We start from the raw sequence: 19501 nt of genomic DNA on the forward strand, positions 1-19501 counted from the left end.
GCGCGGCACGATATCCACGAGACTGAACACGGGACCTGTATGAAAGACGATTCTTCGGCCTTCCACCTGGCGGACGACGGCACGGCCGCGCGCATCCTCCACGCGCGCTCGCTGCCCGGCGCGCCCGCGCACGAGTTTCCCAACATCGGATCCGTCGTAACGCACCACTGCGACGCGCACGGAGAAAAGGAGTGGCTCATCTTTTATCCTGAGAACGGGGAACGGGTGGTCGTATCGTACGCGCGTTTCGGCGAGTTAGTGCGGAAGACGGCGCACATGCTGCACCGTTTCGGCGTGCGCAGGGGCGACCGTATCGCGACGGTGAGCTTCAACCATCCCGGCGTGGTGGTGCAGTACTTCGCCGCATGGCTGCTCGGAGCCGCGGTAGTGCCCATCAACACAGGCGAGGACGACCGCCGCATCGCTTACGTGCTCGACCATTCGAAGGCGGTGCTCGCCTTCGTGCGCTCGCAATACATCGAACGCCTGCGCCACCTGCGCGGCGAACTGCCCGCGCTGCGGCACATCATCGAAGTCGGCACGGATGTGTCCGGCACCTTCCCGTCCTTTCACGACGAACTCGATTCGAGCGATCCCGCCTTTGCGCCGAACGAGACACCCGCGCTCGACGACGATGCGTTGATCGTATACACATCGGGCACGACGGGTCTGCCGAAGGGTGTTGTCCTGGACCAGGGCAACCTGCTCGCCGACGCGTGCGAGATTGCACGCTGGCACGGCATCGATGCAACCCAGCGGATGATGTGTGTTCTGCCGCTGCATCACGTGAACGGGACGGTGGTCACGCTTCTCACACCCATGGTGGCGGGCGCCAGTCTCGTGCTCAATCAGAAATTCCATACCGGCGCGTTCTTCGAACGCATCGCCGCCGAACGCGTGCATGTTGCGAGTGTCGTGCCCACACTGCTGCAGTTCCTGCTGCACGAAAACGTCGAAACATCCCGCCTTGATCTGTCGCGCTTCCGGCACATCATCTGCGGGGCGGGACCTCTTACCTGCGAGTTGGCGGATCGTTTCGAAACAGCCTTCGGCATCCCCATCGTGCACGGCTACGGCCTCTCCGAGACCACCTGCTACTCGTGTTTCCTGCCGACGGATCTTTCACCCGAGCAACACCGGCATTGGATGCAGGATCACGGCTTCCCCTCGATCGGAATACCCGTGCCGTGCAACGACATGGCCATACACACTCCTGAGGGGCTCGACGTGCCCGAGGGCGAACGCGGCGAGATCGTGGTGCGCGGCACCAACGTGATGAAGTATTACTATGGAAACCCAGAAGCCAACAGCGCCACGTTTGCGCATGGCTGGTTCCGCAGCGGCGACGAGGGCTTCTACCGGCGCGATACCGAGGGGCGCCGCTTCTTCTTCATCACCGGACGCCTGAAGGAATTGATCATCCGCGGCGGCGTGAATCTGGCGCCTCTGGAAATCGACGAGGTGATCAACTCCTGCCCGGGCGTGCGCGCGGGCATCGCCGTTGGTTTCGAGAACGACTGGTACGGCGAGGAAGTTGGCGCGCTCGTACACCGGTCCGATCCCGACCTCACTGCCGAGGCCGTCATCACGCACTGCCGTCGCTACCTGCCGTTTTCGAAAACACCGAAAGTTGTGATCTTCTCGGAAGACATTCCCGTCACCTCCACGGGAAAGTACCAGCGGAACAGAGTGAAAGACCAGTTCGCCGCCTGGCGCGGGACGCAGTTTAAGGATAGGAGCTAGGAGTTAGTATCTAGGAGTTAGGAGACACGAGTCAGCATAAAACCTGTCTCCTGTCTCCTTCATCCTGTCTCCTCACGCGGCCTCAGTAGATCGGCCTACCTATCTACTCATCTACCATCTACCAACTACCATCTTCCAAAGCTACCTCGACACCACCAGCATCCTCGTCTCAACGAGACCACGTGATTCAAGCCGATACACATACGTGCCCGCGCTGAGCGCGCGTGTGTCGAAACGCGCTTCGTGACGGCCGGGCGCGACGTCGGTGTCGAGAACGGTCGCGGCGAGTTTGCCCTGCATGTCGTACACACGCAGTGAGGTACGCCCGCCAGCGGTGCGGTATCCGATGTTCGTCACAGGTGCGGCCGACAACGAAACAGGATTGGGATAATTCTGCTCGAGCATGAAGCCCGCGGTGTCGGGCGACTGTGTGCCGACGGGTGGAGCGGGGAAGAGGTCTAGCGGCGAGAAGTCACCCTTCAGCACCAGCGAGGTCTCGGCGGGTTTTGCGCCGAACCACTGCGTCAACACGCTGGCATAGAGCTGCTTGAAATCGAATTGATGCACGATGTCGCCGTTCTTCAGATTGCCGAGATCCGGATTGTTGCCATACACGCCGGGTTTTAATGTCGGACCGGCAAAGATCACAGGCAGAGCCGTTCCGTGATCGGTGCCTTCCTTGCCCGAGCCGAGATTGTTGGCTTGCGCGCGGCGGCCGAATTCCGACACGGTCATGAGCAGCACGCGGTCAGCCACACCCATCGCAGCGAGATCATCGAAGAACGAGGTGATGCCCGCGCTCAGATCGCCGAGCAGCGACTGGTGACGCGGCTTCTGGTCGGCATGTGTGTCGTAGCCGCGCTGAGAGATGATGTAGATCGGCGTGTCGAGTCCGCCCCCGATCAGGCGCGCGACGATCTTCAACTGATTCGCCACGGTGCCGCTCGCGTAGGTGACCTTGTTCGGCATCGCGTTGAAAATGTCGCGCACGGGTTTTGCGTACGAGATCGCCTCGGCGGCAATACGCTGGATGTAGTCGAGTTCCAGGCCGGCGGGCGTACTCAGATCGGGCTTCTCGGATCCGCTGATGTCGGTGCCCGCGATGATGCGGTAGAACTGTTCGGGATCACTCACCGACATGCCCATCGGGTATTTCGGACCCTGCAGCAGCAGCGCGGTGGTTGATCCGATCTGCAGTGCCATCGGATGTGCGGGTGTGGTGTCGGGATATCCGGGATAACGCTGGTCGAGATACCGCCCCAGCCATCCGTCGTACAACAGCGTGTTCGCGTCGGGAGGATTGGTGTTGTTGCTCGCGGTGAACCAGATGTCGGTCGCGCGGAAATGAGAGCGGTTGGGATTCGGGTATCCCACGTTCTGTACCACCGCGACACGCCCCGCATCGTACATGCCGCGCACGCCGGTCATGCCCGGATTCCATCCGAGTGTGTCGTTGATGCGCAGCGAATCGGTGATCGCCAGACCGCCGCGCAACTGCGCGTACAGCGGATCGGCGTGCGGCACCACGGTGTTGATGCCGTCGTTGCCGCCGTCGAGCTGCACGACGACGAGCACGCGGCCCGTGCCGGCGGCAGCCGCGAGGCGCGCGAGGGGATTGAGGCGGCCGTAGGCGCGCGCGGTGAAGGGATCGAAGACGGGTCCGAGGGCGGTGGATGCGAGGCCTGCCGCGACGGACGTGCTGATGAAGGATCTGCGTTTCATGGCTGTGTGTCCTTGCTCGTGAGTTCGTCGGGGCTGGTCAGATGAGTTGTGCTTCGTTGTTGCGCAGCGCGGCCTTGAGCAGATTCCGCACGCGGTCGGGAGCGCCCGGATTGGTGGGATCCCATTCGTAATCCTTCCATCCGCTCATGAACTTTTCGAAGAGCACCTCGGTCTGATAGTCGTTCAGCGTCAGGACAAAGAACAGTTCGATCACATCCTTGTTGATCTTGCGCGGATCCGTCGGTGTGGATATCGCCGTGATGAAGGCGATGGGATCGAGCGGGAATTTCGAGTTTGTCTTCTTGCTCTCGTCGATCAGCAGATCCGTGGCGTTCCATCTGCTGGACAGACGGCTCGCGGTGATCCAGGTCCGGTACTCGGGCCAGCCCTTCACGTTGGGCGGCTGCAGGAGCTGCAGACCGAGCGTGCCGCAGGTGTTGTAGATATCGGACAAGGCGGTGGTGCTGATGCCGAGTGTACGGATCGCGCCGATGTACTGCTCGAGCGGCGAGGTGATGTGCGCACCCATGTTTGCTGTCTCGAAGAAGTGTTCGCTTTTGAGCAGCGTGGTCACGACGGGGCGCAGATCCCAGTTGTTTGCAAGGAGCATGGCCGAGAGCTGATCGACAATGGTCTCGTCGGCGATCTCGTAGACGAACTGGCGGTACAACTTGCGGCAGATGAAATGCGCGACTTCGTTTTTTCTTTCCGTGAAGATGATATCGATCACGTCGGTCTCGCGCCAGTTGCCGGTCCTGCCCATAAACGTCTTGTCCGTGGCATCGTGATTCGAGGCGATGTACGCCGCCTCGTTCGGAGAATACTGGCGCCGCCCGTTCGGGAGCGCGCCGAGATCTTTCAGCGTCCAGCCGGTGAGGCCACGCGCCGCCGCCTTAACGTCGTCCTCCGTGTACCCGTTGCCCTCGCCGAGTGTGTGCAGCTCCATCAACTCGCGCGCGTAGTTCTCGTTGGGCCGCGACTTGGTATTGTAGCGTCCGTCGAGGTACACCAGCATCGCGGGTGATACGGTGACGGCGTTGACCATCTGCTTGAAATTGCCGAGGAAGTTCTTGCGGAATAGATCGAGGAACCAGTAGTTGAAATGCGGCTGTATCACATCCTGCGTTTCGGTGGACCAGTGGTCGTGCCAGAAGTACACCATCTTTTCGCGGATGGAAAATTCCTGATTCACCAGGAGACCGGTCCACCAATACCGGAGGTCGTTCAACCACTGCCTGTTCTCGGCGTCGGAGTTGTCGGCGAGGCGGTCGTACACGTAGTTCTGGGTGACCCAGGAGCCGGGAGCTGCGGGCAGCGCGCTGTCGGCGAGCAGCATGTCGACGACTTCGCCGGGTGTTTTCCCGAGCGCCATGTCGACGTCCTGTTTCCTCGCGCCGAACATGGTGCGTCGAATCAGATACTGTGCACGTTGGCGGTTCCAGGGTTTTTCCGCGCGAGGCGTGTACGGCTCCAATCCGGCGGTGGTGCGCCGCGGCAGTGCGAGCGGTTCGGGTAGACCCTTCAAGCTGCCTTTCCGTTCGGCCAGCGCGCGCTGTATCGGATCGCCGCCGCCAGTATCCGGCCCCGCTGTCGCCGCGTCGGCTGCTGCGCCTGTTGCCGCGCGCGCGGCAAGTCCTGAGCCTGCAGCCGCGAGACCCGCGCCTGCGAGAAATCGTCTCCTGTTCATATACGTGCCCTCGGTCTGGTGGAAGGTCTACGACACCTGTGCACCGAAGACTGCTCGTCGGTGCAGAGGGGAGTGCTGTGTGTCAATAATGAAGACAGTTTATATCCTCTTTTCGACAGAATCAAGCGGGAATGTGGAAAAAATTGTAGTTTATGCAGCGGAACGGAGGATGGACATCAAACACAGTAAAAACCTGACAAAAAGGATGTGATGTCTCTGAATATTCTCGCGGACGCCAACATACCGGGCATCGCCGAGGCCTGCGCTGCTCTCGGGACAGTGCGCTTGTACGGGATGGACGATGGCCCGCAGCTTCGTTCTTTGCTCGCAACAGCCGATGTGCTGCTCTGCCGCTCCACGCTGCGTGTGGATGCCGATCTGCTCGCCGGCACGCCCGTGGCTTTTGTGGCGACAGCCACGGCGGGCGTCGAACATGTGGATGTTGCCTGGCTGCGCGAGCGCGGTATTGGATTCGCGTCCGCCGCGGGGAGCAACGCACTGTCCGTGGCCGAGTATGTCTTTACCGCGCTGTATGTGCTGGCGTGCAGGCAGGGAAGGAAGCTGCACGATACACGTATAGGCATTGTGGGTGCGGGACATGTGGGGACCTGGGTCGCTCATCTCGCAGAGAAAACAGGCATGCGAGTGATCCTGAATGATCCGCCTTTGGAAGCGGCACGGGGAGGGGCACAGTACCGACCGCTGCACGAGGCGCTCGCCGCCGATATCGTGACACTGCATGTGCCGTTCACCACGGAGGGCCCGTACGCGACACAGGGCATGATTGGCGACGCGGCGTTCGAGGCCATGAATCCGACGGCCGTGTTCATCAACACCGCGCGCGGTGCCGTCGTTGACACCGACGCGCTCCTGCGGGCGCACGCGCGCGGCCGTTTCTCCGGACTGGTGTTCGATGTATATCCCGATGAGCCGTACGCGGATCCGCGCCTCGTGCGCGCGGCCGATATCGCCACGCCCCATATCGCGGGCCATTCACTCGACGGAAAAATGCTCGGTACACAAATGGTCTATGAGGCGCTGTGCCGCTTCGCCTCCGTCCAGCCCGCGTGGAATTATCTCGACACGCTGCCGCCTGCCTCGGCACTCGGACGCAGGGCGATACGCGGCGGACCTCCGGTGTGCGAAATCGCGGAGGCACTGACGGGCTGTTTCGACATCGGGGCCGACGACCGCGCGCTGCGCTCGATGTCGGCACTTCCAAAGGACCAGGCACGCGCGGCATTCAGCGCGTACCGGGCCTCGTATCCCGCGCGAAGGGAACTCCACTCGTGTTTCATCGACTTCACCGCGTATTCGCGCGAAGCCGCGCGTGTTCTCGCCGCCCTGGCGCAGCGCGGCTGAATCCGGACGCCCGCGGCCGGCATCACACTCTGTGCGTCCCTCCAGCCGCCTGTCGCCGAGGGGAAGTGCTCAGATTTGTATCCCGTTCTCGAGAGATAAACCCAATGACCTCCGCCACTCCCGCGTCCAACTCCATGGACACGACCATCACCACTCCCGAGTCCATCACCATGGACACGACTATCGAAGACCTCGTCACACAATTTCCGGCGACAGCCGGTTTCCTTATGCAGTATGGTGTGCGCTGCCTGCGCTGTGGTGAGCCGCTGTGGGGCACGCTCGGTGATGCCATGAAGGAGAAGGGCATTACCGGGGATCGTGCCGAGGCCGTGCTTGCCGCGCTGCGCAAGAGTGTCGTTTCCGCGTGAACTGGACGGCACGCGCAGGTGACTTCGACGATTTTCCTTTGTAGATTTCAGCCCGAATGCAACAGCACCGGAGTCCTCGCATGATTTTCCGACCCGCCCCGATTCTCTTTCGCGCGCTCTCGCTCTTCAGCGCCCTCATCCTCGTTGCCGGACTCCCGGCGTGCAAGAAGGCACCACGAACCGACGCGGTGACCCCCGTGGGCGCATCGGCGGAAATCGGAGCACCTGCTCCGGATTTTACACTGCTCTCCGTCGAAGACGAGAAAGTGTCGCTCTCGGAGTTCAAGGGCAAGGTGGTGATGGTGAATTTCTGGGCCACGTGGTGCCCGCCGTGCAAGAAGGAGATTCCGGACTTCATGGATTTCCAAAAGACGTACGGCGAGCGGGGTTTCGAGATACTCGGCATCTCGCTCGACGACGATCAGGACGCGGTGCACACGTATCTCACCTCGAATCCGATCAACTACTTTGTATTATTCGGATCGCCCGATGTCGCCGCGAAGTACGGCAACATCCAGAGTATTCCGACCACGTTTCTTGTCGACCGCGAAGGCATCATTCGTGCCACCGAAGTCGGCATGATGCCGCGGTCGTATTGGGAACAGAAGATCGAAGCGCTGTTGTAAAACCAGCGCCGGAAGGCGCGTAGTTATTGCGCGCCCGCGTCCGGCGTTGTCAGGTGTTCGTACGCGGGGAAGGTGTCGGGTCCCCAGCTCGCGCGGCCACCCATGTGCCCGCCCACGCCCCACAGTATCGCGAGAGTGACGGCGACGACAGCGGCGAGCCAGCGGTTCACTTTTCGTCCCCGCAGGTGCAGCACACCGAGTGACAGGAACACCAGTCCCACAATGGCTCCGCTGATGCCGAGCCGCTGATGCAGCACGACGTCGGCATTGTCGGGCGTGTCGGCCACCATGATGCCCTGCTCGATGTACCCGCGGCCCTTCGCGGCGTGAATGCCCGTGAGTATGGTCGGAATTACAGTCACCATGGCGACGATCGACAGCATGGCCCACGCCCAGGACAGTTGGGGTTTGTGGATGAATATCGCCAGCACCGCGGCAACGGCCGCGAGTATTGCGGCAGCAATGGGCAGATGCGTCATGGGCGCGTGGTTTTGCGCGAGGAACAGTTCCATGTCAATCTCCTGTGTGCGAATCGAGAGGCACGATGGCGGTGGCGGTGTGAAAAAAATCTGGGGGTGTGAGGTGATTGCGGACGGATGCTCAGAAAAAGAGATGCACCTGTCCGCCCCACTGCGCGATGCGCGATGTGGGAGTATCGCGCCAACGGTACTCGGGCCGCAGCTCCAGCGAGGGCAGCACAAAAATCTGCGCGCCGAGCACGTATTGTTTCGTACTGCCGCTGCCGCCGCCTTCATAGCCATGCCGCGCCTCCTCGTACCGCGCCGTGAGGGCGAACGCCTCCACGATATCGTACGACGCGCCTATGGAAAACGCGCGCTCGGTGGACTCGCCGTTGTTGCCTGATGTCGTGCTCCGCATGGTCACGTATTCCGCAGTGAGTGACGCTCGTTCGATGAGTCCGATCCCGGCGTACAATCCGGCCATGTCCTGGCCGCCGGCATGGAAGAAGGATGCGCCCGCGAAGCCGCTAAGGCCCTTGTCGAAATCTGCGTGCTGCAGATGCAGCTTGCCTGTCACCAGCGGCGCGCCTTTGTCGATGACGGGATCTGTGCCGCGTGTGAAAATTTCCGCGCGCCTGTTGCGCGTATCAAAAAGTCCCGCAGTCACGGTAAGCCACTCCAGCGGTGCGGCGACGACGGAGGCACCGAGTTCGTTCCACCCCGGATACAGTCGGAGCGTGCTGCGCGTGAGCGTCGTGTGATCGTCGTGACGTAGGCCCACGTCTGGTTGAAAGTATCCCGCCTCGATGGCAAGCTCTTCGAGCGGACGCACAATGATCGCCGCGGTGGCGCGCTGTTGCGAGGGCCATTCGGGCTTGACCAGATTTACGCCGCCGACAAATTCCACTTCCTCCATGGGGCGATAGGACACGTACGGCATGATCTGCATGAAGAAGGGCCGGCGTACAAAATCGCGCCTCTCGGGATCATAGCGGTACGCCGTCTGATTGCGGATGTCAAAGCCCCACGACAATTGCTCCGTGAACAGCGTGTTCGATTCTGGCGCCTCGTACAGCGACCACAGCCCGGTGCGTTTCATCGTGGTGAATCCGCCTTCGTTTCGTATTCCGCCGCCGGAACTCATCACGTGACAGGACGAGCAGGTCTGTCCGCCGGTCAATGCGAAGCGGGGGAGTGCGGAGCCCGCGCTGGGAAGGAACACGGCGACGGCAAGGAGCACGAGCACGGCGGACTTCATGCGAGCACCACCGAGATGATCGCGCCGCTGACGCTGGCGGGATAGGACTTGAGTCCCGATGCGGCCGGACCCTTGACGACCGTACCGTTCGAGGCCATGAAGGTGGATCCGTGGCATGGACAGACAAGGCGATCGGATCCGAGTACGCCCGTTGATCCCGGGCTGACGGAGCATCCCTGATGCGTGCAGATCTCCGACAGTGCGGAGGCCTCGGTTGCACTCGTGCGGATCACGAGAATTTTTTCGGGGAGTCCGGCGAGGCCGGACACCAGCAGGTAGCCGTTGATACCCGTAAGTGCCGACAGGCCGTCGGCCGCGGTGTCGATGCGCAGCACGCCGTTGTCGATGCTGAGTCCGGTCGAGGGCACCGGACCCGTGGGATTCTTGAGTGTCACTTCTTCGCAGCCGCTTGCGGGCAGCACACCCGACGCGAGAACCAGGCCTCCGGCCGCGCCGAGCAGGCGCTTCATGAAAGTGCGGCGCGCATCATCGCGCGGTTCATTGTTCATGCTCATCTCCAGGGACGATGTGAATGGGGGTGCCGGTCAACCGGCATAAACCGTCAGCACACCATCTTTCAGCGCGACGGGAAAAGCGAGCAGGTCTTTCTTTGCGGGTCCCGACTGATATTTGCCCTCGATGCTGTAGGCCGATTTATGGCACGGGCACTGGATCAACTCGGCACTCTTCACCTTGACCTTGCACTCCTTGTGCGGGCAGATGTTGCTCATCGCCGTGTACTTGTCCTTCGCCGCGCGCACGACCAGAATATCGCCCTGTTCCGTTCCCTTGATCAGAATCGAGCCGCCGATCTCCGCGAGGGCCTCGTGCTCAGCGAGTTTCACCGTGGTCAGCACCGTCTTTTTGTCCTGCAGGGCCGCCTGCCCGAACTGCGGAAACATCGCACCCCCCATCAGCGCTCCGGCGCCGATAGCCGCGATCCGCGCCATAAAGCCGCGCCGTGTTGTTTCCTGCATGTCGTCGTTGTTCATACCATAGCTCCTTGATGATTGTAAGTGTCTGGCTCCCGAGCGGACACTGCGTGGTACTCGGAACATGGCGGCGGCACGATAAAGAGAGGTCACTCTTTGTAACAACGACCAGCGGAAACATGTTCCCAGCGGGAGAATTCAGCATTCAGAATACAGGAGTGAAGATCTAGGATCTAGGATCTAGGATCTAGAAACAACATTACTCCCCCGTCCCTAGTCCCCCGTCCCTCATCCCAACTCCTAACTCCTAATCTCCAACTTCCTCGCCACGCAACATTTTCGTATTTTTCCCGGACGTATCGGAGAAAAAATGAGCAATAACGACACACCAGAAACAATCGACAGCGCCTACGCGGCATCCGCCGTGGAAGACCGCTGGTATGCGTCTTGGGAAAACAAAAAGCTGTTCCACGCCGAGGCGGGGCAGGGCGCGAATCCGTACACCGTCGTCATTCCGCCACCGAATATCACCGGCATGCTCACGATGGGGCATGTTCTCAACAACACGTTGCAGGACATTTTTATCCGCTGGCACCGGCTTGACGGCGAGCAGGCCTGCTGGATACCGGGCACCGATCACGCGGGGATAGCGACACAGACCGTGGTCGAGAAGGAACTGAAAAAGCAGGAAGGTCTGAGTCGTCACGATCTGGGCAGGGAAGAATTTTTGAAGCGCGTCTGGGAATGGCGCGACAAATACGGCAACATCATCCTCGCCCAGCTCCGCAAGCTGGGTGTGTCCTGCGATTGGGACCGCCTGGTCTTCACCCTCGATCCCACACTGAGTGTCGCGGTGCGCGAGTCCTTCATACGCCTGTACCGCCGCGGACTCATCTACCGCGGCAAACGCATCATCAACTGGGATCCCGTCTCTCACACGGCGTTGTCGGACGAGGAAGTGGAGCACCGCGAACAGCAGGGCAAACTCTATCACTTCCGATATCCGCTCATCGAAAACGGCGTGCCGAGCAGCACAAAATTTCTTGTTGTTGCCACCACGCGTCCCGAAACCATGCTCGGCGACACCGCCGTGGCGGTGCATCCCGACGATGAGCGGTATGCCGCGTACATAGGCACATCCGTGATGCTGCCGCTGATGAACCGCGAGATTCCGGTAGTGGCCGACGAGTATGTGGACCGCAGCTTCGGGACCGGGGTTGTGAAGATCACCCCCGCGCACGACCCCAACGATTTTGAAGTAGGACTGCGGCACGCGCTCCCGCAGATCAACGTCATGAGTGTCGATGCGTCGATCAACGAAAACGGCGGCGTGTACGCCGGACTCGACCGTTTCGATGCGCGCGCGCGTGTTGTTGCCGACCTCGAGGCCCTCGGCCTCGTCGAAAAAATCGACGAACACACACACGCGGTGGGATACAGCTACCGCACACACGTGCCGGTTGAACCGTATCTGTCGGACCAGTGGTTCGTGAGCATGAAACCGCTCGCCGAACCCGCCCTGCAGGTAGTGCGCGACGGGGTCGTAAAATTCCATCCCGAGAGATGGACCAAAGTGTACGAACATTGGATGACAAACATCCGCGACTGGACCATCTCGCGCCAGCTCTGGTGGGGGCATCGCATCCCGGTGTTTTATTGCGACACCTGCGGATGGCAGGATGCGTTGCACGAAAATCCGGGCAACTGTCCCGCATGCGGCGCGCCCGGTGTGCGGCAGGACGAGGATGTGCTCGATACCTGGTTCTCGTCGTGGCTCTGGCCCTTCAGCGTCCATCACTGGCCGCAGGACAGCATCGATCTGCGGTACTTCTATCCGACGAAGCTGCTGGTCACGGGACCCGACATCATCTTCTTCTGGGTCGCGCGCATGATCATGGCCGGACTCGAATTCATGCGTGACGTGCCCTTGGCCGACGGCTCCCCGCGTGTCGAAGCACGCGACCTCGTGCCCTTCCACGATGTGTATTTCACGAGTATCATCCGTGACGAGAAGGGGCGCAAGATGTCGAAGTCGCTCGGCAACTCGCCCGATCCGCTCGACGTGATCGCTGAGTACGGCGCCGACGCGTTACGTTTCACCGTCGTGTACCTCGCGCCGCTCGGTCAGGACGTGCTCTTCTCCACATCGAAGTGTGAACTCGGGCGGAACTTCGCGAACAAGATCTGGAACGCCGCGCGTTTCCTCCTCATGAACAAGACTGCGGTCGAGACGCGGACGGGTTGGACGTGGCGCGACGGCGCCTGGCAAGCCCCTGCCGGCGCGCAGGAACTGGCGCTCGCCCCGGGCTCGATGGGCATCGAAGACCGCTGGATTTTCAGCCGCCTGCACGAGACCATCGCCGCGCTGCGTGAGGCGATGACGCGGTACCGCGTGAACGACGCATCGAAGGCGCTGTATGAATTCGTGTGGCACGACTTCTGCGACTGGTACATCGAACTGATCAAGGACCGCCTCTACGCGGACGACGAGAAACTGCAGCGTGTGGCTCTCGGTCGCGCGCTGAACGTCTTCGAATCGATGCTCACGCTGCTGCACCCCTTCATGCCGTTCATCACCGAGGAACTCTGGCACAAACTCGAACCCGGACGCGATGAGCTCAGCATCATGGACGTGCGGCTTCCGGCCTACAATCCCGCCGCAGTGGACGAGGAGGCCGACGCCACAATGTCGTATCTGCAGTCGCTTGTCGAGGCCGTGCGCGGCATCCGCGGCGAGATGAATGTGCCACCCTCGCGGCCCTGCGATCTCGTGGTGAACTGCCGCGGCGAGGAGCACCGGCGCGCGATTCTCGAGAACACGCATTTCCTGGAGCGCCTCGCGCGCATCGGCACCGTGCAGGCGGGCGACGGACTCGCGCGGCCGCGGCTCTCCGCCAGCGTGGTTGTCGCGGGCGACGACGTGTTCCTGCCGCTCGAAGGACTGATCGACATCACGAAGGAACGTGCCCGCCTGGCGAAGGAAATCGACCGCGTCGAGGGCATGCTGCGTGGCATTGTTTCGAAACTGTCGAATGACAAGTTTGTATCGTCCGCGCCCGCCGATGTTGTTGAAAAGGAGCGCGCGAAACAGGCCAATGCCGAAACAACTCTTGCGAAACTCAAGGCGAACCTTGCCAGTCTCGAAACGGAATGACACACAGGGCGTATCGGTGCGGCGTACAGCCGCGCTGATCGCCGCGTGTGTGTTCATCGTGCCGGTCCTGCTGCGCGCGCAGACGGAACCGGAATCACCCACTGTGCCTCCGCCGCCGCTCGTTAACGGATGGCAGATTTCGGCCTTCACCGGCGCGGCGCTTAACGTGTTCAGCGGCGGGTATTTCGGGGTCGGGGACCGCACCTTCGTCGCCGAGGAGAGCAGCTTCAACATGCCGTACGGCGTGTCGATTAACATCCCGGTCTTTTCCGACGCCTCGCTGTACCTGCGCGCCGGATGGCACGGCACGCAGACGGTGTTTTTCTCGGGCCGGCAGGACAGTTTGAAATCGATTCAGGGGTATGGCGACATCGGCGATGAACTGACACTGCGCTACGACCTCTTCCATGTCGACGTACTTGTGCGCCTGATCGGTCGCCAGGACGGTGAGCGTGTGTTTGTGGGACCGAGTTTCAACTACGTCCGCTCGAAGCGCGTGCGGCTCATCGAAACCGAATATCAGACCGGCGTGTCGTATATGTACGAGGACGGCGATCTTGCGGGCGCGGCGTCCATGCGCACCTCTCTCGTGCTCGGCGCCGAATACGCGTTTGTACCACTGCGGAATCTGTACGTGATACCCTCCGTGCAGGTCGATTACAGTCCGCAAAAACTCTCGACCGAACACCCGATCAAGGCGGTGTTCTACAAATTTCTTGTGACGGTTGCCTATCAACCGTTCTGATCCGGCGCCGGGGGCGCAGAACAAAGGATATACTGGTATGAAAATCGCGACGATCGGCCTGCGGGCGGCCCTCATGGCCGCGAGCGCGGCACTGTGTCTTTTCCTGACGGCACCCGGCATCGATGACACGACGCCGCGGACCGCGTTGCGCGCGCACGACAGGCCGGGGGAGGCCGACAGGTTTTTCTACGCGCAGCGGGTCTGGCCGTACGGCTCCGCTCCGGCCGGCTGGCGCGAGGACGCGATGGAACATATACGCCGCATGCGCCCCGCACCGATGCAGAAGACTGCGGATGCATGGACGTGGGTGTCGCTGGGTCCTTCCAACATCGCCGGGCGTATCCGATCGCTCGCGATGGATCCCACGAATCCAGCGATTCTGTACGCTGGCAGCGCCGGCGGAGGCATCTGGAAAACGACGGACGCGGGCACGACCTGGCGGCCGCTCGACGACTTTCTGCCGAATCTGCGTATTGGCAGCATCGCGGTGCATCCGACGGATCCGTCGACGGTGCTTGCGGGCAACGGCGAGGGTTTCGTTCTCTGGCAGGATTCGTTCGCTTATGGACGCGGCATATACCGCAGCCGTGACGCGGGAGCGACGTGGGAATTAATCCCGGCCACCGCCATCCCGAACTTCGAATTTGTCTTCGACATCGCCTTCGATCCCTTCGATCCGCGCATCGTGTTGGCGGCGACAAAGGCCGGCATCATGCGCAGCAGCGACGGCGGCGATTCGTGGGTGCGGCTGCGTGTGACATTCTCGGCCATACGCGGGATGATGTCGGTGTTCAGCCGCACGACGGAAGGTCTGGTCTATTGCTCGATCGAGGGTGTCGGAATATTTCGGTCAACGGATCACGGCGCCACATGGGAAGGACCGAAGGTCTCGGGCATCACCGCTACGAATTTTTCTCGCATACAGCTTGCGGCCGCGCCCTCAAACGGCGATGTCGTGTACGCCGCTTTTACCGCGACTGACGAGTCGTGCGCGGGAGTGTATCGCAGCAGCAACAGGGGCGATACCTGGACGGCCGTCACGATCCCGCGTAGTGAACTCGATGGCGACGATTACATGCGCGAGCAGGGGCAGTACAATTCGGTGCTCACCGTACATCCCACCAATCCGAATCAGGTGTGGGCGGGCGGCATCGACTTGTATCGATCCACGAATGGCGGATCCACCTGGAAGCAGATGTCGAACTGGTATCCCGCCGCGGGCTACGGGTACGTTCATGCCGATCAGCACGCGCTGCTTTTTAATCACAAGACTCCCGCGCAGTTGTTCGCCGCCTGCGACGGCGGTATCTACCGCACCAATACAAGCGGTCTGAGCTGGATCGACGCAAACGCCGGACTCGTCACGACGCAGTTCCACAGTGGAACACCGCACCCGACAAACGATGTGGTGCTGGGCGGCACCATCGACAACGGCAATCTGCGAGTCTCCTCCGGCCCGTCCTGGCTGGATGTCACGGGCGGTGACGGAGGCGCCACCGCTATCGATTATTCCGATCCGCGCATCATGTACGCCGAACTGTATTATCTGGATTTTATGAAGTCCACCCTGTCGGGCTCCGCCGGAACCTTTCAGTCGAAGATGAACGGAATTCCGCGAAGCGCGGAAGGAGGGACCACCGACCGCTGCGCATTTCTGCCCCCCTTCGAAATGGATCCGTCCGATCCCAAGGTGTTGTACGCCGGCACGTACAGGATGTATCGCACTACCAACGCCGCAGAGTTATGGACGCCCGTCAGTCCGGATCTGAGCAACAATGGCTTCATCACGGCGATCGGTGTGTCGAAAAGCAATCCCTCCGTGGTGTACACCGGCTCCTCATCGGGTGTGGTGTACGTGACGACAAATGGCGGGGGAAACTGGACGCGTGTCACCACCGGACTCCCGGTTCGGTATATAACGGATCTGGCCGTCAATCCCACCGATCCTGCCGTCGCGTACATTACATTCAGCGGATTCAGAGCGGGCCATGTCTATAAAACCTCCAATTTCGGTGCACAATGGACAAACGCCTCCGGTTCGGACACACTTGCCACCTTGCCTGATGCCCCGGCAAATACCATTGTGTTCCATCCCGGAAACACTTCTAAATTGTATGTGGGGACGGATGTCGGCGTGTTTATGACCGAGGATGGAGGAGCCACCTGGACTCCTGCAAATTCTGCAATGGGCAATGTCACTATTGCTGACTTGCAGGTGCGAAAAGACGGGACTCTTTTTGCGGCGACACATGGCAGGGGAGTTTTTAAGAGCAGCTACTCTCTTTTGGATACACAACGTTCTCCTTTGGCGGAAGAATTTTCGGTCGGGGCGCTGTACCCGAATCCTCTGCTCAGGGGAGAAAACAGCTTCGTTCTTCCGATCCGTGTCGAAAAACCGACGGAAGTAACAGTTCAGATGTATGACGCAAACGGTCGTAAAATGAATGAATTGCGGAGATCATTCGAAACACCAGGCAGTTACAACACCATCATGCCGCTCGGTGCATCGTCTTCGGGAATCTATCACTGCGTGGTGCTCCGCGGTGAGAAGATTGTGTCTGTGCGCAAGCTTGCGGTCACGGAATGAAATAATTGCACGACATTTACGGTTATAAGAACAGTTCGGCACACTATATGAAATAATTTCACGGCAGAGACATACTCACCAACGTTTGGGGATCTGCCATGAAAATAGTTCAATTCTTCCTGTCCTCCCTGTGTGTCATCCTTCCAGAAATTGCGCCCACATACTTGCTAGGGCAGGATATTCCCGGCATCTGCCTGAGCGGCGATTGTATCAATGGAAATGGTACAATGTTCTGGGACGATGGCCGCAAATATTCCGGATCCTTCGAAAACGGTCTGCGGCATGGCATCGGAACGATCACGTTTCCCACCGGCCGGCAGTATGCGGGAGCATGGTTGCGTGACAGGCGGACGGGTAAGGGGGAATTGGTTTTCCCAAATGGCGAGAGGTACGTCGGTGATTTTATCGACGGACGGATGGAAGGCGAGGGGCAGTACACGTATCTCTACGGCGAAGTCTACGTGGGTGAGTGGCGCGACGGGTTGCGGTGCGGGAACGGTGTGCAGCTCCTGAGCGACGGGCGTATGTTTTTCGGAACGTGGGAGGAAGATCGGAGACACGGGAGCGGGACCATGTTGCTGCCGGGAGGCGACCGATACGTGGGTGAGTTTTGCGCGGGACGTTACAGCGGATTCGGGACGATGTACTGGGCCGATGGGAAAAGTTATGTGGGCGATTGGAGTGGCGGAGTGCAACACGGCTACGGCGTGTCCACCTTTTCTGAGCGTTCGAAATATGACGGTATGTATCTCGAGGGTGAATACCAGGGGTACGGTTCGTGGCTTTTCCCCGACGGCGGCGTGTACCGCGGCGGATGGAAACACAGTAAACGTCACGGTCGCGGGGTGATGTACGATCGCCACGGCGAAATTGCACAGGAAGGCGTGTGGATCGACGACAAGTATCAGGGAGCGTCGATGACGTCGATTCCCGAATGACATAAAAAGTGAGCGCCGCGGTTTCCCGCGGCGCTCGGTGTTTGAAACCGTAACGTGGTGTTACTTTGCGAGCGTGATCTGTATCACATTCGAGCGTTCCACCACGCTGCCGCGGATGAGACGGCATTCGATGGAGTACACGCCCGACGCGAGCATCGAGCCGTCGTACTGCACAGAATGGACTCCGGCCTCGCGGAACTCGCTGTTGATGACGCCGATGTCTTCGCCGTACATCGTGTACGCACGCAGTTCCACCACTCCCGCAACGTCGGTCTCGTAGCGGAATGTCGTACCCGGGTTGAAGGGATTCGGGTAGTTCTGGTGCAGACGGATGCTGCGCGGCAGAGCCGCGGGATCGTACACGCCCGTCGCGGTGGCAATGAGCGCGAGATCGAAGGTGCGCTGTGTCGGATCGTTGGACTCGACAGAGTAGTTCGCACGTTTGTTGCCGGCGGTGAACGGCCGGCAGCCGAGGCGCACTGTGGCGCTTCCACCCGGTGCAATCGTTGTAGTGGCGGGCGATACGATCGAGAAGTCCGCCGCGTCGATGCCTGTGATAAGCTGCTGCGAGATCACAAGATCCTGATTGCCCGTGTTGCGGATCACCACATCCTCCACCTTCTGCACGCCGGTTTTCACCGGAGTGAAATCGATGTAGGACCTGCTCGCGGCGATGCGCGGCCCGGTTGATACCGCGCTGCACTGCCCGTTCAACGTCACCGAGACCGACAGATTCGCCGGATCGTTGCTCGTGAGCGAAAAGGTGCCGCTATAGGATCCGACCGCAGAGGGTTGGAATGCCAGTGTCGCCGTTGTTGTCCCGCCCGGACTAATGACTCCGCCCGCGGGGCTCTGAAGACTGAATCCTGTGCCGGAGACATTCTGTGAATTGAGCGTGAGCTGCGCCGTTCCGGTGTTCGAAATCACGACGACGCGGGTGACGAGCGTTGATGGTGTCGTCGTTCCGAAGTCGATGGGCGAGGTGCTCATCGTCAGCCGCGGCGTGCTGCCCGAAGTGGCGTTGCCGTTCAGGTTCACAATCGCGGTGGGTGTGTTCGGGTCGTTGCTGGTGATGGTGAGAGTGGCGGCGTGGTTGCCCGCGCTGGTGGGGGAGTAGCGGATTTCGATGAAGTCGTTACTGCCACCTGCTATCGGGGAGGCCGCGTTGTGGGTGATGGTGAACAGCGACGCGTTCGGTCCGCTGATCGCCTGACCGCTCAGGGTCAACGGGGCATTGCCCGTGTTCGAGAGTGTCACACTGCGCGTATCGCTGCCGCCCACTGTCGCGTTGAAGGGCAGCGATGTTGTGCTGAGCTGCAGGTTGGGCGCGGATGACGTGCCCGTGCCGCGCAGCGCCACATCAAAGCTCGGATCATTGCCCGCATTGCTGTTGATGGTCAGCGTGCCCGTGAGCAGACCCGCGGCCGATGGTGCAAACTGAATCTGCATCGTGACGGAACCGCCCGGCGCGATAGTCTGCGCGCCGCCGTTCGCGATGACGGTGAACTGTGATGGCGTGGCAGGGGTGCCCGAGATGTTCAGTGGCTGAGCGCCCGTGTTCTGCACGGTGAGCGAGCGTGTCTCGGTCTGCCCGACAAGCACGCTGCCGAAGTCGATGAGCGACTGCGTGCTGATGGTGGCGACACCTGTCGGCACAAGCCGCACATACAGGTAGCCGCTGTTCAGGATTCGGCCGGTGCCGGTGGTGACGCCGTTGACGGACTGACCCACGTTGCTGTATACGCGGATCAAACCCTCCTGCGAGCGTTCGGCTCCCGAGGCGTCGGCCGCCTGCCAGTTGATGCGCCCCTGCCCGTGCACATCCGCGCAGAGCGCGAGTGCCAGCAGCAGAAACGCCGGGATGAGAGTGGAAATCGGATGTGATTTCATGATGCGCCTCGTATGGGATGGATGTGCA

The 19501-nt window shown here is 60.8% G+C and carries 15 protein-coding genes; 8 read left to right on the forward strand and 7 right to left on the reverse strand.

The window, feature by feature from the left end; all coding sequences use genetic code 11:
- Positions 1-39 precede the first annotated feature (39 nt).
- A complete protein-coding gene (locus tag HY962_12670; protein ID MBI5647775.1) occupies positions 40-1743 on the forward strand; it encodes an acyl--CoA ligase in 1704 nt (567 codons plus the stop codon).
- A 141-nt stretch (positions 1744-1884) separates the two neighbouring features.
- On the opposite strand, the gene HY962_12675 is transcribed toward HY962_12670, so the two are convergent.
- Together HY962_12675 and HY962_12680 are read right to left on the reverse strand one after the other, a co-directional pair.
- On the reverse strand, positions 1885-3465 hold the full coding sequence (locus tag HY962_12675; protein MBI5647776.1) for a DUF1501 domain-containing protein: 1581 nt from the start codon (positions 3463-3465) through the stop codon (positions 1885-1887).
- A gap of 37 nt (positions 3466-3502) precedes the next feature.
- The gene (locus tag HY962_12680) at positions 3503-5152 is read right to left on the reverse strand and encodes a DUF1800 domain-containing protein (GenBank protein ID MBI5647777.1); all 1650 of its coding nucleotides are present in this window, start codon (positions 5150-5152) and stop codon (positions 3503-3505) included.
- Positions 5153-5362: 210 nt separating this feature from the next.
- Between HY962_12680 and HY962_12685 the strand changes: the two genes are divergently transcribed.
- From HY962_12685 to HY962_12695, 3 genes are all read left to right on the forward strand, one after another.
- A complete protein-coding gene (locus HY962_12685; protein MBI5647778.1) occupies positions 5363-6514 on the forward strand; it encodes a 4-phosphoerythronate dehydrogenase in 1152 nt (383 codons plus the stop codon).
- A 134-nt stretch (positions 6515-6648) separates the two neighbouring features.
- Positions 6649-6882: a DUF1858 domain-containing protein gene (locus tag HY962_12690; GenBank protein ID MBI5647779.1), complete on the forward strand. Its 234-nt coding sequence runs from the start codon at positions 6649-6651 to the stop codon at positions 6880-6882.
- A gap of 80 nt (positions 6883-6962) precedes the next feature.
- Positions 6963-7508 (forward strand): TlpA family protein disulfide reductase, encoded by a 546-nt coding sequence (locus HY962_12695; protein MBI5647780.1) that lies wholly within the window; start codon positions 6963-6965, stop codon positions 7506-7508.
- A 23-nt stretch (positions 7509-7531) separates the two neighbouring features.
- On the opposite strand, the gene HY962_12700 is transcribed toward HY962_12695, so the two are convergent.
- From HY962_12700 to HY962_12715, 4 genes are all read right to left on the reverse strand, one after another.
- Positions 7532-8020 (reverse strand): hypothetical protein, encoded by a 489-nt coding sequence (locus tag HY962_12700; GenBank protein ID MBI5647781.1) that lies wholly within the window; start codon positions 8018-8020, stop codon positions 7532-7534.
- A gap of 88 nt (positions 8021-8108) precedes the next feature.
- Positions 8109-9227 carry a hypothetical protein gene (locus tag HY962_12705; protein MBI5647782.1) on the reverse strand — a complete coding sequence of 373 codons (1119 nt, stop codon included), beginning with the start codon at positions 9225-9227 and terminating at the stop codon, positions 8109-8111.
- Entirely contained in the window at positions 9224-9736 is a 513-nt protein-coding gene (locus HY962_12710) for a Rieske 2Fe-2S domain-containing protein (protein MBI5647783.1), read from the reverse strand. Before HY962_12710 ends, HY962_12705 begins: the two co-directional genes overlap by 4 nt.
- 36 nt (positions 9737-9772) lie before the next feature.
- Complete coding sequence (locus tag HY962_12715; GenBank protein ID MBI5647784.1) at positions 9773-10219, reverse strand: Rieske (2Fe-2S) protein; 447 nt, start codon at positions 10217-10219, stop codon at positions 9773-9775.
- 310 nt (positions 10220-10529) lie between these two features.
- Between HY962_12715 and HY962_12720 the strand changes: the two genes are divergently transcribed.
- The 4 genes from HY962_12720 to HY962_12735 all read left to right on the forward strand — a co-directional run bounded on the left by HY962_12720 (position 10530) and on the right by HY962_12735 (position 17583).
- Positions 10530-13313: a valine--tRNA ligase gene (locus HY962_12720; GenBank protein MBI5647785.1), complete on the forward strand. Its 2784-nt coding sequence runs from the start codon at positions 10530-10532 to the stop codon at positions 13311-13313.
- On the forward strand, positions 13291-14058 hold the full coding sequence (locus tag HY962_12725) for a hypothetical protein (GenBank protein ID MBI5647786.1): 768 nt from the start codon (positions 13291-13293) through the stop codon (positions 14056-14058). The genes HY962_12720 and HY962_12725 overlap by 23 nt, the downstream gene beginning before the upstream one ends.
- 37 nt (positions 14059-14095) lie before the next feature.
- Complete coding sequence (locus HY962_12730) at positions 14096-16645, forward strand: hypothetical protein (protein MBI5647787.1); 2550 nt, start codon at positions 14096-14098, stop codon at positions 16643-16645.
- Positions 16646-16743: 98 nt separating this feature from the next.
- A complete protein-coding gene (locus tag HY962_12735; protein MBI5647788.1) occupies positions 16744-17583 on the forward strand; it encodes a hypothetical protein in 840 nt (279 codons plus the stop codon).
- A 60-nt stretch (positions 17584-17643) separates the two neighbouring features.
- On the opposite strand, the gene HY962_12740 is transcribed toward HY962_12735, so the two are convergent.
- Positions 17644-19473, reverse strand: coding sequence for a choice-of-anchor D domain-containing protein (locus HY962_12740; GenBank protein ID MBI5647789.1), 1830 nt, complete (start codon positions 19471-19473; stop codon positions 17644-17646).
- Between the last annotated feature and the right edge of the window lie 28 nt (positions 19474-19501).

This window comes from Ignavibacteriota bacterium (assembly GCA_016218045.1).
Lineage (GTDB): Bacteria > Bacteroidota > Ignavibacteria > SZUA-365 > SZUA-365 > JACRFB01.

Excerpts from the sequence above, each read along its gene's own strand:
- HY962_12670 (MBI5647775.1), top strand. The coding sequence starts at position 40 with ATGAAAGACGATTCTTCGGCCTTCCACCTGGCGGACGACGGCACGGCC.
- HY962_12675 (MBI5647776.1), bottom strand. The coding sequence starts at position 3,465 with ATGAAACGCAGATCCTTCATCAGCACGTCCGTCGCGGCAGGCCTCGCA.
- HY962_12680 (MBI5647777.1), bottom strand. The coding sequence starts at position 5,152 with ATGAACAGGAGACGATTTCTCGCAGGCGCGGGTCTCGCGGCTGCAGGC.
- HY962_12685 (MBI5647778.1), top strand. The coding sequence starts at position 5,363 with ATGTCTCTGAATATTCTCGCGGACGCCAACATACCGGGCATCGCCGAG.
- HY962_12690 (MBI5647779.1), top strand. The coding sequence starts at position 6,649 with ATGGACACGACCATCACCACTCCCGAGTCCATCACCATGGACACGACT.
- HY962_12695 (MBI5647780.1), top strand. The coding sequence starts at position 6,963 with ATGATTTTCCGACCCGCCCCGATTCTCTTTCGCGCGCTCTCGCTCTTC.
- HY962_12700 (MBI5647781.1), bottom strand. The coding sequence starts at position 8,020 with ATGGAACTGTTCCTCGCGCAAAACCACGCGCCCATGACGCATCTGCCC.
- HY962_12705 (MBI5647782.1), bottom strand. The coding sequence starts at position 9,227 with ATGAAGTCCGCCGTGCTCGTGCTCCTTGCCGTCGCCGTGTTCCTTCCC.
- HY962_12710 (MBI5647783.1), bottom strand. The coding sequence starts at position 9,736 with ATGAACAATGAACCGCGCGATGATGCGCGCCGCACTTTCATGAAGCGC.
- HY962_12715 (MBI5647784.1), bottom strand. The coding sequence starts at position 10,219 with ATGAACAACGACGACATGCAGGAAACAACACGGCGCGGCTTTATGGCG.
- HY962_12720 (MBI5647785.1), top strand. The coding sequence starts at position 10,530 with ATGAGCAATAACGACACACCAGAAACAATCGACAGCGCCTACGCGGCA.
- HY962_12730 (MBI5647787.1), top strand. The coding sequence starts at position 14,096 with ATGAAAATCGCGACGATCGGCCTGCGGGCGGCCCTCATGGCCGCGAGC.
- HY962_12735 (MBI5647788.1), top strand. The coding sequence starts at position 16,744 with ATGAAAATAGTTCAATTCTTCCTGTCCTCCCTGTGTGTCATCCTTCCA.
- HY962_12740 (MBI5647789.1), bottom strand. The coding sequence starts at position 19,473 with ATGAAATCACATCCGATTTCCACTCTCATCCCGGCGTTTCTGCTGCTG.